The 15,200-nt window shown below is 57.4% G+C and carries 13 protein-coding genes; 11 read left to right on the top strand and 2 right to left on the bottom strand.

What is annotated here, in order from left to right; translation table 11 throughout:
• Nucleotides 1-111: 111 nt before the first annotated feature.
• From C167_RS0118500 to C167_RS0118455, 10 genes are all read left to right on the top strand, one after another.
• Entirely contained in the window at nt 112-990 is an 879-nt protein-coding gene (locus tag C167_RS0118500) for a hypothetical protein (RefSeq protein ID WP_017519781.1), read from the top strand.
• A gap of 13 nt (nt 991-1,003) precedes the next feature.
• The gene (locus C167_RS0118495) at nt 1,004-2,647 is read left to right on the top strand and encodes a type II secretion system protein GspD (RefSeq protein WP_024763850.1); all 1,644 of its coding nucleotides are present in this window, start codon (nt 1,004-1,006) and stop codon (nt 2,645-2,647) included.
• Nucleotides 2,647-3,579: a hypothetical protein gene (locus C167_RS0118490; protein ID WP_017519778.1), complete on the top strand. Its 933-nt coding sequence runs from the start codon at nt 2,647-2,649 to the stop codon at nt 3,577-3,579. Before C167_RS0118495 ends, C167_RS0118490 begins: the two co-directional genes overlap by 1 nt.
• Nucleotides 3,579-4,055, top strand: coding sequence for a hypothetical protein (locus C167_RS0118485; protein WP_017519777.1), 477 nt, complete (start codon nt 3,579-3,581; stop codon nt 4,053-4,055). The genes C167_RS0118490 and C167_RS0118485 overlap by 1 nt, the downstream gene beginning before the upstream one ends.
• A gap of 2 nt (nt 4,056-4,057) precedes the next feature.
• The gene (locus C167_RS0118480; RefSeq protein WP_017519776.1) at nt 4,058-4,735 is read left to right on the top strand and encodes a hypothetical protein; all 678 of its coding nucleotides are present in this window, start codon (nt 4,058-4,060) and stop codon (nt 4,733-4,735) included.
• 2 nt (nt 4,736-4,737) lie between these two features.
• Entirely contained in the window at nt 4,738-6,495 is a 1,758-nt protein-coding gene (locus tag C167_RS0118475) for a GspE/PulE family protein (protein WP_017519775.1), read from the top strand.
• A 74-nt stretch (nt 6,496-6,569) separates the two neighbouring features.
• Nucleotides 6,570-7,031: a type II secretion system protein gene (locus C167_RS0118470; RefSeq protein ID WP_017519774.1), complete on the top strand. Its 462-nt coding sequence runs from the start codon at nt 6,570-6,572 to the stop codon at nt 7,029-7,031.
• A 10-nt stretch (nt 7,032-7,041) separates the two neighbouring features.
• Entirely contained in the window at nt 7,042-8,211 is a 1,170-nt protein-coding gene (locus tag C167_RS0118465) for a type II secretion system F family protein (RefSeq protein ID WP_017519773.1), read from the top strand.
• On the top strand, nt 8,211-8,735 hold the full coding sequence (locus tag C167_RS0118460; RefSeq protein WP_017519772.1) for a type II secretion system protein: 525 nt from the start codon (nt 8,211-8,213) through the stop codon (nt 8,733-8,735). The genes C167_RS0118465 and C167_RS0118460 overlap by 1 nt, the downstream gene beginning before the upstream one ends.
• Nucleotides 8,736-8,869: 134 nt before the next feature.
• Nucleotides 8,870-9,886 carry an ATPase, T2SS/T4P/T4SS family gene (locus C167_RS0118455; RefSeq protein ID WP_017519771.1) on the top strand — a complete coding sequence of 339 codons (1,017 nt, stop codon included), beginning with the start codon at nt 8,870-8,872 and terminating at the stop codon, nt 9,884-9,886.
• Nucleotides 9,887-10,043: 157 nt separating this feature from the next.
• On the opposite strand, the gene C167_RS0118450 is transcribed toward C167_RS0118455, so the two are convergent.
• On the bottom strand, nt 10,044-10,787 hold the full coding sequence (locus tag C167_RS0118450; protein ID WP_017519770.1) for an EAL domain-containing protein: 744 nt from the start codon (nt 10,785-10,787) through the stop codon (nt 10,044-10,046).
• A 160-nt stretch (nt 10,788-10,947) separates the two neighbouring features.
• On the opposite strand from C167_RS0118450, the gene C167_RS0118445 reads away from it, so the two are divergent.
• Complete coding sequence (locus tag C167_RS0118445; RefSeq protein ID WP_017519769.1) at nt 10,948-13,638, top strand: PD-(D/E)XK nuclease family protein; 2,691 nt, start codon at nt 10,948-10,950, stop codon at nt 13,636-13,638.
• Between the two features lie 361 nt (nt 13,639-13,999).
• Here the strand turns inward: C167_RS0118445 and C167_RS0118440 are convergent, their stop codons facing one another.
• Nucleotides 14,000-15,145: an MFS transporter gene (locus C167_RS0118440; RefSeq protein WP_263750723.1), complete on the bottom strand. Its 1,146-nt coding sequence runs from the start codon at nt 15,143-15,145 to the stop codon at nt 14,000-14,002.
• Between the last annotated feature and the right edge of the window lie 55 nt (nt 15,146-15,200).

Below are 15,200 nucleotides of genomic sequence, written 5' to 3'. Positions count from 1 at the left end.
GAGGTCACGATGCGGGTTTTAAAAAAGATTTTCCAACCAAACCCATAGGCCAGGATTTGGAGCACTGCCTTCCCACTATTGAGGTAACAGAAGCCTCTACGGGACTCCGCAGTGAAAAAACCGATTCTCATCCTGGGCATCAGCCTCTTGAGCCAGGGCTCTTTCGCTTCCGCCTACGATGACTCGCATCTCGCGCGGAGCGAAAACCTTTCACCGTTTGATCGGACCTACGAAGCCGGCCGGGCCCAGCAGGTCATGCAGCCTATCGACTACAAGCGCACGACAGAAGTGCCGGCTGCGAAGCTCGACCTTTCCATCGACAACCCGGTTGCTTCAATCGAAGAAACCGCGACCGAGCGTCAGTACCGCAAGACCCTGGAGGACCTGGAAAGCAATCGCCAGGCACTGACCGCGGCGCGCGGGGAGGCGGAGCGTAACCTCATCGCAGCCCAGCAAACGGCTATCGATGCTGCCGCCAAGCGCAAACAAGACCTGCTGGCGCAGGAGGCTGAGATTCGCAAAGCATTGGATCTGAACAAGGCAGCGCAGGCGAAGGCTGATCAGGTCCAAGTCGCACAGCTCACTGACATCGAGCAGATCCGTCACGAGAGCAAACAGCTCCTGATGATGGCCGAGAACAACGCGGAGATGATCGAAACCGCTGCGCGCAAGCGGGTCACCCTGGAACGTGTTGACCCCACCGTGGTGATCAATGAGCCGGTCGAAGCCGAATACCAGGGGGCAACCCTGAAGGAAATCGTCGAAGGGATGATGCCGGTTGGCTGGCGCGTGAAGACCGCGTTCTACAACAAGCCGGAACTCGAGACCCGACGTTACGAGTTCATCTCTACTGATGCCCGCGACATCGCCCTGCGGAAGCTCACCGCGTCGGTCCGCGACGCACGTGTTCGCTACCAGTATTTCTGGGACCTGAAGGATGAGCAGGGCAATCCGTCGCCCATGATCCTTCTCACTGATCGCCCGAACTAAGGCAACCACAACCATGAAGCTGAAATCCATTTCATTGGCCCTGCTGGTTGCTACCGGCCTGTTGGGCTGCACCAACACATTCGACATTTCCGAAGAAGCGAAGAATGCCCCTCTGCGCCCTGGCGCGGCAGATGCTCTACAGGCAGCCCGTGGTAACACCTTTGTCCGGGAGATTCGGACTGAGGACCTGGCTAAAGCACGACCGGTATTCCTCACGGTCAAGGGAAGTCCGCTGCGAAGCATCCTGCAAGAGACGTTGCCCGGGTACGCAATCATCCCTAAAGGGAAAGTCGATCTGAATCAGCCGGTCGACGTCCAATCCTCTGGCATGTCTCTGGCGGACTTCATTGAGTACATCGAAGGAACGAGCGATCTGAACATCGAAATCGTCGGCAAGCGTGTACTTGTCAGCGACTTCGAAACCCGCGAATGGAACCTTGCCACTTTCGCCTCGACCCGCAACGTTAATAACGTCATCGCATCCACCCAGACACGCGGTGCGAAAGCAGGCGACACCGACTCCGGCAATCAGCAGGACTCCAACGTCGCCACAGGTACCACGATCGGCCTGCAGCTGTCCGAGGACGAGTGGCAAAAGGTTATGGATGGCGCTCGCACCATCCTTGGAGCAGAGAAGGATTCTGCAACTGCCAAGTCGGGTCGTACTGGTAGTGCAGCAGTAGCGACTAGCCCAAGCCCGATTGGCGCAGGCCAAAACGGTATGTCGAGTGGGTTGAACTTTGACGCTCCCTCTCCGGCAGACCTTGGCATGCTCTCGTTCAACGATGGCACTGCCCCTTACATCGAAGGCATTCGCTCAGTCGGCATCATCACTGCCGGCGGCAAGCCAGCCAAGATGAAGATCCTGGACCGTTATCTGAAACGTGCGATCGGAGAAGCAACCAAGATCGTCAACGTCCAGGTCGAGGCGTACGACGTCATCCTGAACAATGACAAGCAGAAGGGGGTCGACTGGAACCTTCTGGTCAAAGGCACTCTCAACGGCAACCCCCTGGGCCTGAACTTCTTCAACACCAAGACTGATGGCAGCAGCGATCCATTCTGGAACGTGCAGGGCACGTACGAATCGGAGCATGTAAAAGCCGATGTTCTGGTGCGGTTCCTTGAGAATTTCGGTCGGGTGGAGTTGACCGACCAGCCGAACATCACAGTCCGTAACGGCGTTCCTGCTCAGATCTACGCTGGTGAGGAGTTGACCTACATCGTCGACGTTGAGCAGTCGCAGGATGAGGCCGGAAACGTCACCGTCACCCCGAAACTGGGCCGTCTGAAGGTGGGCGTCACACTGAGCGTGACTGTCCGAGTCCTGGACGATGATCAGTTGCTTGTCGACATCTGGCCGGTCATTTCGAATCTCAGTGGTAACGACACCATCGCCATTGGTGATTACGAATTCCAGACCCCGCGAGTGAACCTGAAGGAATTCAGCACCCAACTGATCACCAGCTCCGGCCGCGCAGTTCATCTCGGCGGGTTGATTACCAAGAAGATGAACCAAGCTATGCGCCACCTCCCATGGCAGAACCTGGTCACCAAGGCTGTTCTGAACCCTCTGACCCAGGACATCAACAACCAGCTCGACCGTCGTGAACTGGTCCTGGTGGTAACCCCCACTCTGGCTGAAGGCGCCCTCTGATGTCCAAGCTACTTCTTGGCGTACCAATCGAGATTGGTGGCGAAGAGGTCATCATCTGCCGTGACTCTATCGGCTCGCAGGCGCTGACAAGCTCCCGCGAGTCAGAGGTCTACACGCTCATTGAGGGCCCGCGCGAGGATGGCCGGCCAGCCATCTACATCGACGAAGAAGAACTCAAGTCGATGCGGGACTCTTACCCGGGCATCAAGGTTTATGGCCTCTGGCAGCTTCTCTTCGCCAATAACGCTGTCCCTCTCGGGACGGATGTCATCATTTTCGATTTGGGCCAGGACCGCGGGCTTTTCCTGCGCCTGGACCCCGAAGGGGACCTTCACGACCCGAGGAGTATTCGACTCTCTTCGGAGTACGCAGATAACTTCATCAGTGAACTGCCACAATACGAACTCGCTGATGCGAAGCGGATCTCCATCGATAACGTCGACCTGGTGCTCCCAGCCAAGCCCGCTTACACCCGTCAGGAACTTTTCGAGAAACAACGCCACGATCAAACAAAGCGGTGGTACATCGTCGCAAGCATTTGTGGCCTGATTGTGTTCGCCACAGCAGTTTACAACTACGCCATGTTTACACTCTACAACGCCAACATGGCTTCCTATCGTTCAAAACAAGCTCAGCGAGACGAACTCGACTCGAAGTTTGCAGAACTTCAGCGTGAACACTTGGATAAGTGGCCAGATAACTCGGGCACGCTCACTAAGATCAGTACGCTGATTTCGTATGACAGCGGCCTTTCTACAGCCCCGGAAGGGGAAACGAAGGTTGGGTTCACTACCCTGCACCGATTCCTCAGCAGTAAAAACCTGAGTTTTGACCCCGCCAAGAAAGTCCTTGGTGTGGAGTCTGAGCTAACCCCTCATCTCAGTTACGTAATTCGTATTGCTCAGAGCGATGAAAGTGGAGGGAAGAACTGATGCTAATTAAGCGCGCTAAGGTATCGGTTTCTTCGCTTGGTTTCTCCAACCTCATGCTCTTGGCCATCGCAGCAGCTGTGTTGTTGGCGGTGAGATTCACCGTGGCATTCGGGGACAACCGGAAGCTGCCAAGCGATTACGAACAGATCGACGCAGTTATCGAAAGTACAAGGCAAGACCTTCAGCATTACTCGGATCTGGAAAAGCTCCCGAAACTCGAGAACTCATGGAGAAAAGCCGCCTCTACGTTCGCACTCGACGGTTTGAAATTTGAACCTTTCGAGGGCAAAAACATCGCCGAGATGGGCAATAGCTACACAGGGCCAATATCAAATTGGCCGGCTCAAGTTAGTGGCGACCCTCAAGTTTTAATCGCCAGCATCCGGGCGCTTCAAAAGGAAATCCCGGTCTATCTCTATGATTACTCTATTTCCAATGGAGTAATGAAGCTCAATATTGTCGTAGTGGGTATCTGATAATGAATAAATCCTTCACGAGTATCATGTTGGCAACGCAGATTGCAGTATCGCTGCATGCATTTGCCGATACCGATGACGCGGATACTCATCGCAGTCGTAATCGGCAATTGGGTGACATGGAGTACAAGCGTGACCAGCTGAAACTTCAAGCTGAGATGGCAGACTCCTACAAGAAAATGTCGGACGCAGGATTCATCGTCAACGAAGACGGAAAACCTCTTGGCGTTAAAGACATTGCCACCTTGGGCGAGGAAGTGCGATCGGCGGGAAGCCGGGCAGAAAAAACTGATTTGCCCTTTGGTCCGAACACCCCCATGTCGACAACTCCGCCCTTCATGGGTGAGCAGCCGCCGGCGAGCATGACTACACCGCCGCCGCCCCCTCCTGCGACGGGCACCCCTGCTCAAACCACAGCAGCTCTTCCTGGTGGACCTGCCAAGGATGAAAAACCCGCGGAAGAGGACCCATCGACCAAGCGCCTGCAGCTCGTGGAAGTTCGAGCGGACTCCATCGTAGTGGTGACCAATGAAGGTCGCCAGGTCCTGCGGAACGGCGAGAAGGTGAATGGCTACACCCTGCTGCGCTTTGGCGTCGACAGGGCTTATCTCAAGGGCCCTAAGGGCACCAGGGAACTGGTGATTGACTGGACCAACTCCAAGCGCCTGGCGGGAGAGTAAGCGTGAGCGCCAACATCGTTGGAATCCAACGCAAGATACTTCGCCACCTGGTTGAAGCTGGGAAGATCACACAGCAGCAGGCAGATACACAGCCGGCATCAGACACCATGGAGCAGGTGGTGCCTGACATCCTGCGCGTGTGTAAGGACGATGAGGCCGTCGCTCATGCCATCGGGAAGGCACTGGATCGAGATGTGTTCCATGAAGTGGAGGAGGGCCTCACGATCACCCAGGGGCAGGATGGTGAGCCGTGGTTCATCTACGGCAATACCATTTACATCGCCAACCCCTTCCACAAGCGCATGGTCGAAAGGGCGACAGGCTTCGCACGCTCGAACAACATCCCCAGCCCTAAGGTGGGAGTTGTAAGTCACTCGCGTCTCGAATCCATCAAGGCTATCGACACCGAAGATGACGACAGCTCGGTCCAAGACAGCGAGCAGCTCAAGGCCCGTGCGATTCAACGGGTTGAGGACCTCGTCCGCGAAGCGGCAAAGCTCAATGCCAGTGACATCCACCTACAGCCAACTCAGGGTGACCAGATCCAGGTTCGCTTCCGTCTTGACGGAGAGCTTCTGACCCGGAAGCGGTACAGCACTGTCATCCACGAAGCGATCCTGCGGGTGATCGTTGAGAACAACTGTGGCCTCACATTGGAGCTGAACAAACCACAGGACGGCAAATACAGCTTTTCCCTGTCCTCTCACAAAAAGATCAATCTGCGTGTGAGCACACTGCCCGTCTCGCGCGGCTCCGAAGCCACACCCAAAATCGTGGTTCGTCTGCTGGGCAATGACTCAAGTTTGTCGGATCTCAACAAGCTCGGCATGGCCAAGTCAAACCTTGCCTTGATCCGCAGAATCGCCGACGCCCCGAACGGGCTGATCATCGTTACCGGGCCTACCGGATCGGGAAAAACCACCACTCTCAATGCCACGCTGCTGGACATTTACGGCCGGGACCCGAACCGCAACTACCACACAATCGAAGAGCCGGTCGAGATGCAGCATGAAGGGATGTCCCACACCGAGTGTGGCGAGCATCTCTCATTTGCCGCCGCTCTCCGCGCTCTGCTCCGGCAAGACCCTGATGTGATCCTGCTTGGTGAGATGCGCGACAACGAGACAGCGGAGTACGCATTCAAAGCAGGCCAAACCGGCCACCTGGTACTCACGACGCTTCACACCAACAACTCTCACGAGTCTCTGGACCGTCTCGCGCGCATGGATATCCCGGCCGACATCATCGTCAGCAACACCAGGGCGATCATGGCTCAACGGCTTGTGCGCAGCCTCTGCAAGAGCTGCCGTGTGGAGTACCTGTTCCGATCTGACGAGCAGCGCTTCAGCCTGTACGGCTCTAACCCTGTGTTCAACGGCAATGGCGACCTGAAGCTATACAGGGCCAACCCGAAGGGTTGCCAAATCTGCAACACCAGCGGGCACCAGTCTGGCGGGCTTAAAGGCCGCCGTGGCGTCATCGAGATTCTCGAAATGACCCCGGAAATTCAGGAGGCCGTTTTGGGTGGAATCACGGCCAGTCAGTTGAGACGCTCACAACTGTTGGAGGGGACCTTCAAGGACCTCTGGGACGACGGTTTGCGACTGGTAGCCGACGGCGTTGTTGGGTTCGAACAGCTCGAGAAAGAGCTTGGTCCGTACAGCTCTCATCGTATGGGCGCTAGACCCGACCGAACCGAAACGCCAGCTGGCTCAAGAGTGCCCTCTCAGGGCATGTCTGGCCTCGTGGCGCAGCTCTAGTCACCTGACCCGCGGGGCGGGTAGCCCCCAAAGCTCAATCACCCGATACACCACAGACGAAGGAAATCCGATCCATGATCGAACGCAAATTCAAACGTAAAGGCCAACAAGGCTTCACTCTGGTCGAACTGGGCGTTGCCATGGCCATCATGGCGGTCCTGGTCGCTTTCCTGCTGCCCGGCTTCCTGAAACAACGCGATGACGCCAAGGTCAGCACCGCACTCGGCCAGCTCCAGAAAGACTTCCCCAGCGCAATCTCCCGCCAGGTCGCCCGCACCAATGTCTGCAACACGACCACCATCACCGCTCAGAAGCTCCAGGATCGGGGGGTTCCAGCGCTGACTGTCTGGAACACTGCATGGACGGTTGATTCCGTGTCCGCCACCCAGGTCACCATCAGCTACACGCTCTCGAGTGCCGACAGCAACACTGCGGCCGACATGGTCACTTCCCTCAACCAGGGCAACAACATCGTGCCGAACTCTGCTACCGCGACCGGCAACTCCAAAGTCACCGTTTCCTACCCCTGCAACTGAGAGCGCGGCAATGGCCTACTACCAACTGAAGTATTTCGGTGAGTCGGGTGGAGTGGTTTCCGTCAGCGTCGAGGCGGAAACCAAAGAGCAGGCCATTGCCATGTCGGGTATCCCGCAGTCGATCGTCCACAGCGTGGCAATCGATCACCTGGGTGGATTGAAATCGGCCCTGCTGGACAAAAAATTCCCTCTTGTCGAGCAGGTCCTGATGCTGTCGGCGATCGCATCGAAAGTCGCGTCGGGTAAAGTCTTCGACAAAGCAATTCTGGAGTCGGTTGACTACAAGAAACTCAAACTGACCTTCGCCCAAGTAGATGCCTGCCAGACCCCGCGGGACTACCTGACCCTTCTCCGATTCGATGAAACCGCAGTCCTGCTTGCCGAAGCTGGGGACAAAACTGGCCGCCTGGCGGAGTCTCTCAGGCGTGCATCAAAGTCGATCGCGGAACGCTTGGAGGCCAAGAAGGAATTCTCGGCCCTGATGCGCAAGGCGATGATCAACACCGGCTTCGGCCTATCGTTCCTGACTGGTATTCCGTTGTGGGCTGGCGGAACCATCGACGACTTCATCAATGTTCAGCGCCTAGACCTCACGTTGAACTCGTTCAGTCACATGGTGATGGGGCTTAATACGCTCTACACCCAGTATTTCTACATCCTGCTAGCACTGGCCGTAGGCTGCTATCTGGGCCGGAACCGCCTGTGGGAAATGGTCCGGACACTCCCTGGATTTTCGTTCCTGAACGAGCGGAACAAAGTCAGGATGGGGCTAGAGTTTGTCCAGACCTACCAGCTGCTCCTCAGTAGCGGTTTCACGAACCCACAAAGCTTCAAGTTCATGATGCAACGGTCCCGTGGCCGGGCACACGGTCTCTACAAAGATGCGTACACCCAACTCATTGACGAGGGCCGAGAATTATCCGAGGTGTTCGACAACCCCGAATGGCCTCCGCTCATCACCCAGAACTTTCAAGGCTTCGATAGCCAAACCCCGGCGGGGCGGGACACTGTACTCGTAAACATGGCCGAGGCGCTCAAGGCCTACTACCTGCGGTACACCGAGAGAGTGGCGCAGATGTCGTCAGTAATCGGTTTTGCTGCAATGTCCGTGAGCATTTTGATGTTCGCGATCGGTTTCTACCTACCGCTGATAAGCCTCTCCACGGCGCTGAAACACTGATGCAGACGATGGGACGTACGAAGGGGTTCACCCTCATCGAGATTGCGGTATGCATTGCGATTGCGGCTGTACTCACAGCCGCCGTGCTGCCCAGCCTCATGCAGAGCTATCAACACCACAAGATCTTCTCCTCCATCGAGCAGGCAAAGAACCTGGTCCCCATCTGTGAGATTGCCCGCACCAGGGCAACCGGTACCACGATTGGAGCAAACCTCCAGGCCACTCACACCTACAGCGCTCTCGCCAGTTGGTCGAAGACGTCGGTTTTGCAAGGCCTTCTGGGCAATGACTATCGCATTCCAGCAAAGAACCCACTTGGATCAGACATTCTTGTGAAGTTCGACTCGGAGCGCTGCTACGTCGGTGTCGACTTACCATTCAAGGAGGACAACTACGCCGGTTACTTGACCGAGGCAGCCGGGTCTAACACCAGGATCATCATCACCACGAAGCTGGCAGGTAAGTCGACAACCGCCTGGGTTACCTACCAGAAGCGAGTCCTACAGGGCGAGACAACCCGCTAGAAGGGCCCTGAATAAGGCGACTGCAGGGCGTACTTTCGCGCCACCTGGCGACTAATCCAATCGAAGAATTCATCGCGCACGCCGTCGGGTGCAGCTACTGCCTGTGCTGATCGGAAAGCCGCATAAGGAGTCCCATGCAGAACCATTCCAAGGAGTTCAACGCCGAGGCTTTCTCCAGAGAGGCCACCAATATCACGCTCTATGAGAGTGTCATGGAGATGGTGGACAACTTCGGCGAGGTGCAAAGCCCAGACATCTTGCCGATGTGGAGGGACTTCTATGACCGAATGGTCTCCGAGAAGGGGAAAGGGAATAAGCGGAAGTCTTCAGATTTCACCGAGTCGTTCAACGGGTTCAGGTACCGCTGCAACCTCTCCAACTGTCATGAAGGCTGGGTCATCGCCATGCGCCGCCTGCTTCAGGGGGTTCCCAGCTTCAACAAGGACCTGAAGATCGATTACAACATCATCAAGCCGCTCCTGAAGGGGGCAGGTTTGACCCTCTTTGCTGGTGCGATGAACTCCGGCAAATCCACCACCATGTTCGCCGCATTGGAGAACATGGATCGCCGTGAGCGCGGTCTCCTGGGAACCTGCGAAGACCCCATCGAATACTTGTTCCAGGGGGGCGGCGTAATCCAGCGAGAAGTCGGAGAGCACGTGGAGAGCTTCGAACAAGCCATCCGTGACTTCGTCCGTCAAAACCGAAAGACCATCATGGTCAGTGAGATCCGTGACCCAGAAACAGCAAACGCTGCTGTGCTGGCAGCGTCGACGGGCCACAGCGTGATTGGCACTATCCATAGCGACGGTGCTCCCGACACCTACACACGTCTGTTAGCCCTGGTTGATCCAAGGTATGCCCGCTTACTCCCGGTAACTCTGCGTGGAGTGTTCTGGCAGCACCTCCTGCGTTTCTCCGACAGATCTCGTGATCCACTTCCGGTATTCGAGTCGATCGAGGTCACGACAGGAGTGCGCCAGATACTACAAGGCGGTCCAGAGAGTCTCCCCCTGTTGGCGAACGAGATGAGACGTCAGGCGCGGAAGTCGATGGCAGAAACAGCGATGGCCCTGGTAACGCAAGGCAAGGTTACTCGCGACGAGGTTCGGGAGTTCACAGAACGCCGAGGTCGAATCAACGACATCTGACCAAAGCCAGGAGCACGGTGGATGACATCGCCGTCATCCATTCCTCCCTGCGGATCGATCCATCAACCAGAATTTGCGCTGAGTATTGGCCAATGGCAATTCAAGGTGGAGGATTAGTCTCAAACCCACGCGACGCGGAGGAGGATAGGTGACCTGGCTAGCCTCTTTCGTGTAGGAAAATCTCCGGCCGGGCCGGCCGCCCGAAGAAGAACCCCTGGCACAGCTCAATATCGAGGTTCAGTGCCAACTCCAGTTCTCCCGCATGCTCGATCCCTTCCAGTACCACCCTCTTACCCGCGGCCCTGCAAGATCGAACCAGGCTCTCAACCTCTGCTCGGACAGAGGAACTCGTAGCAAGCTCCTGAGTTGTTCGCCGTGAGAGCTTGCACCCGGTAACGGCCTTGTTCATCAACAGCTGCCGCTTTGCGAACCCGTCACGCAGGTCATCCAGCATCACCGGCATTGCCCGAAGGTTCAGGCGCTCGAGTCCCTGGATGATCTTGAATGCATCACCATTTGCCGATTCGGTGATCTCGAAGGTCATACGCGAAGTGACCCCGTGTCGATCAAACTCCGAGATTGCGTGCTCAATGAAGCGGCTGTCACCGATGGAGATCTGTGAGCTGTTCACCCACAGGGATGCGTGAGGGAAGGCCCCAGCGATCCGGGCGGCTTGCGAGGCAACCCACATGTCGAGACCTACAATTGACCCGTCCTCTTCGGCAGCTGCGATGATCCGAGCCGGAGGAGCTAACTCCCCCGCTTGGACGACGCGAAGCAGGCACTCATAGGCGACAGGCATGGGAAGGCCACTACCAACCCGCATCACAGGCTGGACAACCAACGCAAGCTCAAGCTCTGGCACAGCAACAGCGGTACTTCGGGGATGGCTGATCATCATCGGAAGGGATCGCTTGGGTTCTTTCCCCAATAGTGGTCAGCGACTGCTCCAAATCAGGATTTCGGATGCGAAATTCGGATGCGAAACTGGCAACTCCGACGGGTGGTGGCACAGAAATGCCTCGTTAATCTGACTCCAACTCATACGGAGATCAGATCAGATGAAATTCCTGAAAGAGCTGGCGGAACTGAACGACAGCACATTGGTGTTGACCTCTACCGAGCGCGTAGCTCGACACCTCAGGCTCCAGTCGGCGCTCCTTCAATCCATGACCGGGAAGAAGGCCTGGTTCAACAAGGGCCACATCCAGACCGTGTCGTCCTGGATTGAAAACGCCTGGCTCGAACTGATGCCGGCAGAGCAGTTGCTCTATCCGATTCAGGAGCTTGCTGTAGTGAAGGGCATTGCAGACCAGTCCGGCCTGATGCCGGCGACCCTCATTTCGTCGATGGCCACCTCCCGCCGCATCGGTAGCGCCTACTCGCAAGCTCTCAAGTACCGCATCCCGATGGATCAAGATCGATTCCGCTTCAAACGTGAGCTGGAGGTGTTCTGGCAGATCCAAGACATCCTCAACCGGGAGAATGTTTCCCAAGGAATGGTGTTCCGCGCTCAGCTCCCTGAGCTGCTCCGTAAGGCCGTTCTGTCCGGTGAGGTTAAGTTGCCGAGCAAGATCGTCATCGTTGGCATCATCGACATGAACCCGGCCGAGAAGGCCCTGTTCGATGCCATTACCGCGCGTGGAACCGAGGTGGTGGACGTCGAGCTTTGTGGCTCCCAATCCACACCCAAACTGATGAAAGCAAGCAACCAAGGCGACGAATTTGGGCTGGTTGCCGAATGGGTGAACCAGCAGCTGTCTCCGTACGTTGCAACTCCCCTCGCAGCCCCGCAACTGGCGATCCTCGTGCCGGACATCCGCACCTACCAAGCGCCGCTGATCGAGGCGTTGTCTCTCCACTGCAGTCCGGCATCTCTGATTCCCGGCGAGTCTGACGCCGATAGCCGAACCCCCTGGGATATTTCCAGCGGTGCCACCCTGGGAAGCCGACCGCTGATTCGCGCAGCAATGGATATCCTCTCGATTACCCCGAAAGAGGCTGACACTGAGGCCTTCAGCCGTGTACTGCGTTCGCCGTGGATTGCCGGCGATGTGAATGAGGGTAACTCCCGTGCTCTTGTCGATCTCTGGTTGCGCGACAACTTGGGTCTCTCGATGGGTGGTGAAGACTTCCTCCGAGCGATCGGCGTGTTCAAGGGGGACGCGATTCCGGATTTCCGTGAGCGCTTCGCCGGCATGCTCGCAGCGCAGCTCAATGGCGAATCCAAACGCTATCCCTCTCAATGGGCTGACCACTTCAGCCAAGCCCTGACCGGGATGGGCTGGCCCGGTACCAAAGAGTTGGACTCTGCGAACTTCCAGACGCTCAAGGCATGGGATGAAGCCCTGGCTCTCTTCCGGACTCTGGACACCCAGTTGGGCCGCGTGGAATACACCCGCGCGTTCATGTGGCTGAGGGAGGTCGTCGATACCCGTCAGTTCCAGCCGAGAATCTCCCACGTAGCTCCGGTATCGATCCTCGGTTACGAGGACGCCATAGGCCTGCAATTCGACTCGGTCTGGATCATCGGGGCCTCCAGCACTGTCCTTCCGGCGCGAATTGACCCCTCGCCATTCCTCCCGCTCGACCTGCAGATCTCCTCGGGTATCCCGGCAGCCTCCAGCGAGGGTGCGCTGGAGTACGCAAGCAAGGTCGTAGCTGCGCTCCTCAGCATCAGCCCGGACGTAACCGTGTCGTGCCCGGCGCACAACGATAAGGGCGCGGCGGTGAGCCCCAGCGAACTGTTTGGTGCCTGGCCCTCGGCAACGCCGTCTGTGCAGTCTCACGGTGTGTTTGTCGACCAGTTGCTTGGTCATCTCGACCGTAGCTTGGTGGTCCCCGAGACCGTGGGCCCGGTATCTGCAGAGGAACTCACCTGGATCAAGGGCGGCGTTCGCATCTTCAAGGACTACGCTGAGGCTCCATTCCTGTCCTTCGCCCGCAACAGACTCCGCGCAGAGATGTTCCCAGAGCCGGTCATTGGCCTGGACCCGCGCATTCAGGGAACCATGATCCACCTGGTGCTGGAGCTCTTCTGGACGGAGGTCAGGACCTCCAAGGCCCTGAAGAAGATGAGCTCGACCGAACTCGCCGTGAAAATCCGGGACTGCGTGGCCCAGGCCTCAGAACAGCTTCTCAACAAGCTGATCTGGCGCTATGGCAAACGGGTGATCGCCCTTGAGCGTATGCGCCTTGAGTCGCTGGTGCTGGACTGGCTGCGCCTGGAGATGAAGCGCACCCACGAATTCAAGGTAATCGGGTTTGAGGAGCCACACGACATCTCGGTCGGTCTGGTGAGCATTACGGTCAAGCTGGACCGTCGGGATCGCGTATTCCTGTCCGACGACGAGAAGGACTTCAGAGAATTGGTGCTCGACTACAAATCCGGCGCGACTATGCGGATGACGAGCCTGAACGCTGACACGCTGACCGAGCCGCAGTTGCCGATCTACGCGACAAAGATCGATTCCAACACCAGAGGGGCACATCGAATCGACGGTGTAGCGCTGGCTCAGGTGAACAGCCGCAGCCTTGGTTTCCACACCCGCTCCAACTTCACTGACACGATTGTGCCTAAGGCGGGCAAAGGTAGTGGAGTGAACAGCGAAGGAGCCTGGGAAGGACAGCGTGACGCATGGTCGGAAAAGCTGGATGAGATGAGCACGGGCTTCACCGATGGCACCGCCTGGCTGCAAAATGGCACGCCCCTCCCGATCGGTTACGAGTACCTGGGCGTCCTCACCCGATGACTGCAAGCCGTGCCCTGAGGGGCACGGCCTCTATGAGACTAATCGTGGAACAAACCTCACCACTCGCGATGAAATGCCCGCACGCTCAGAGGGCTGTCGCTTTTCTGCGCGAAATCGGCCTTTCAGTAGAAATCAGTCCTGGTGCAAAAGGCTTCGTCAATCACATCAGCATCGTAAAGGGAACGCTTCGCGTGGACCCAAGGTGTCCTGTTTCCCGCCTACTCCATGAAAGCGTGCGTAATTGCATCGCACTTGACCGCCCAATTGCATTGCCGCTGACCACCGTTTGCATCCGACTTGACCAATCACGCAGAAGAGGCGACAGGCAGAACACGGCCAATAGCGGACCATCGCGCTACCCTCAAACCAACGACCTTGTCGGTAGCTTGAGGCTTGCGAACAATGCGATGGCGACCAGTACCGCCATCAGCTCGAGCATCACCGACGCTCGTTGCCCACTCAGCACAAACGCTGCAGCGAATGGCCCGGCGGCCTGCGCCAGAAGCATTGGTCGTGCTAAGACTCCCATCCTCGCTCCATAGCCTTCGGCGCCGAATAGCACCAGCGGCAGTGTTCCTCTCGCGATAGTGAGGATTCCGACGCCCGCCCCATATAGCGCAGCAGCGACGAATGCCAGCCATGGAGTGCCTGGGATGAGTAAGCAGATACCGATCAGGCTTATCAGCACACCAACTCGGGCAGACCAGGTCGGATGGAGATGTCGCGCAAGGGAGAACTCCAGCACTCTCGCCACCACTTGAGCCGGGCCGATGACCATGCCGATTGCCAGCACTGTTACGGTCGGAATCCCAAGCTGCTGCAATGACGTCAGCAGATGAACCGAAAGGCTTGCCATAACGAATGCAATGACCGTCAGCAGGCCAGCCACTAACCAGAAGAGCTGGCGAGTAGATCGATCCTCAGCGAGGGCAATCTGCCTCTGCTTCGGCACTTCTTTCGCCACGTTGACTGGCTTGGGGACTGCCAGCCAATGGATCGGCAAGCCGATCACTGCATGTACCGCTGCGAGCACCCAGCAGGTCTCCCGCCACCCACACCAGGATTCAAGTGCAGCCATGGCGGGCCACCCGGCAGTGCTCGCGAACCCGCCAATTAGGGTGAGTCCCGTGATCGCCCCACGAGCGCGCGCTCCCAGCAGCGTACCTAGTGTGGCGAAGGCCGAATCATACAAACCACTGGCCATCCCCAAGCCAAGAATTGACCAGGACAAGTAGTAGACCCACAAACTGCTTGCGGTGGACATCACCAAGAGACCCACGCTCAGCATCAACGAACTGAAGGCGAGTACGACACGCCCTCCGTGCCGCTCAAGCAGGCGGCCAGCAACAGGCGAGCAGAGCCCTGCCACTAACATCCCCCAGGACAGACCACCGACAACTGCCGATAGAGACCAGCCAGTGTCCCGTGCAATCGGGCTTGCCAGCACTGCCGGCAGGTAGAAGGTGGAGCCCCACGCAAAGATCTGGGTTATGCCCAGTGCGGACACCAACCGGAGACGATTAGGGGCGGCTGGAACGTGTGATTCGAGCTGAGTCACGGTA

Origin of the sequence: Pseudomonas nitroreducens TX1 (assembly GCF_000313755.1) — a bacterium.
Classification (GTDB): Bacteria; Pseudomonadota; Gammaproteobacteria; order Pseudomonadales; family Pseudomonadaceae; genus Pseudomonas; species Pseudomonas nitroreducens_A.
This window is presented reverse-complemented; position numbering and strand designations above follow the sequence as displayed.

What these genes read in the sequence shown, in the direction of transcription:
- C167_RS0118495 (WP_024763850.1), top strand. Translation starts at nt 1,004, where the DNA reads ATGAAGCTGAAATCCATTTCATTGGCCCTGCTGGTTGCTACCGGCCTG.
- C167_RS0118490 (WP_017519778.1), top strand. Translation starts at nt 2,647, where the DNA reads ATGTCCAAGCTACTTCTTGGCGTACCAATCGAGATTGGTGGCGAAGAG.
- C167_RS0118485 (WP_017519777.1), top strand. Translation starts at nt 3,579, where the DNA reads ATGCTAATTAAGCGCGCTAAGGTATCGGTTTCTTCGCTTGGTTTCTCC.
- C167_RS0118480 (WP_017519776.1), top strand. Translation starts at nt 4,058, where the DNA reads ATGAATAAATCCTTCACGAGTATCATGTTGGCAACGCAGATTGCAGTA.
- C167_RS0118470 (WP_017519774.1), top strand. Translation starts at nt 6,570, where the DNA reads ATGATCGAACGCAAATTCAAACGTAAAGGCCAACAAGGCTTCACTCTG.
- C167_RS0118465 (WP_017519773.1), top strand. Translation starts at nt 7,042, where the DNA reads ATGGCCTACTACCAACTGAAGTATTTCGGTGAGTCGGGTGGAGTGGTT.
- C167_RS0118460 (WP_017519772.1), top strand. Translation starts at nt 8,211, where the DNA reads ATGCAGACGATGGGACGTACGAAGGGGTTCACCCTCATCGAGATTGCG.
- C167_RS0118455 (WP_017519771.1), top strand. Translation starts at nt 8,870, where the DNA reads ATGCAGAACCATTCCAAGGAGTTCAACGCCGAGGCTTTCTCCAGAGAG.
- C167_RS0118450 (WP_017519770.1), bottom strand. Translation starts at nt 10,787, where the DNA reads ATGATGATCAGCCATCCCCGAAGTACCGCTGTTGCTGTGCCAGAGCTT.
- C167_RS0118445 (WP_017519769.1), top strand. Translation starts at nt 10,948, where the DNA reads ATGAAATTCCTGAAAGAGCTGGCGGAACTGAACGACAGCACATTGGTG.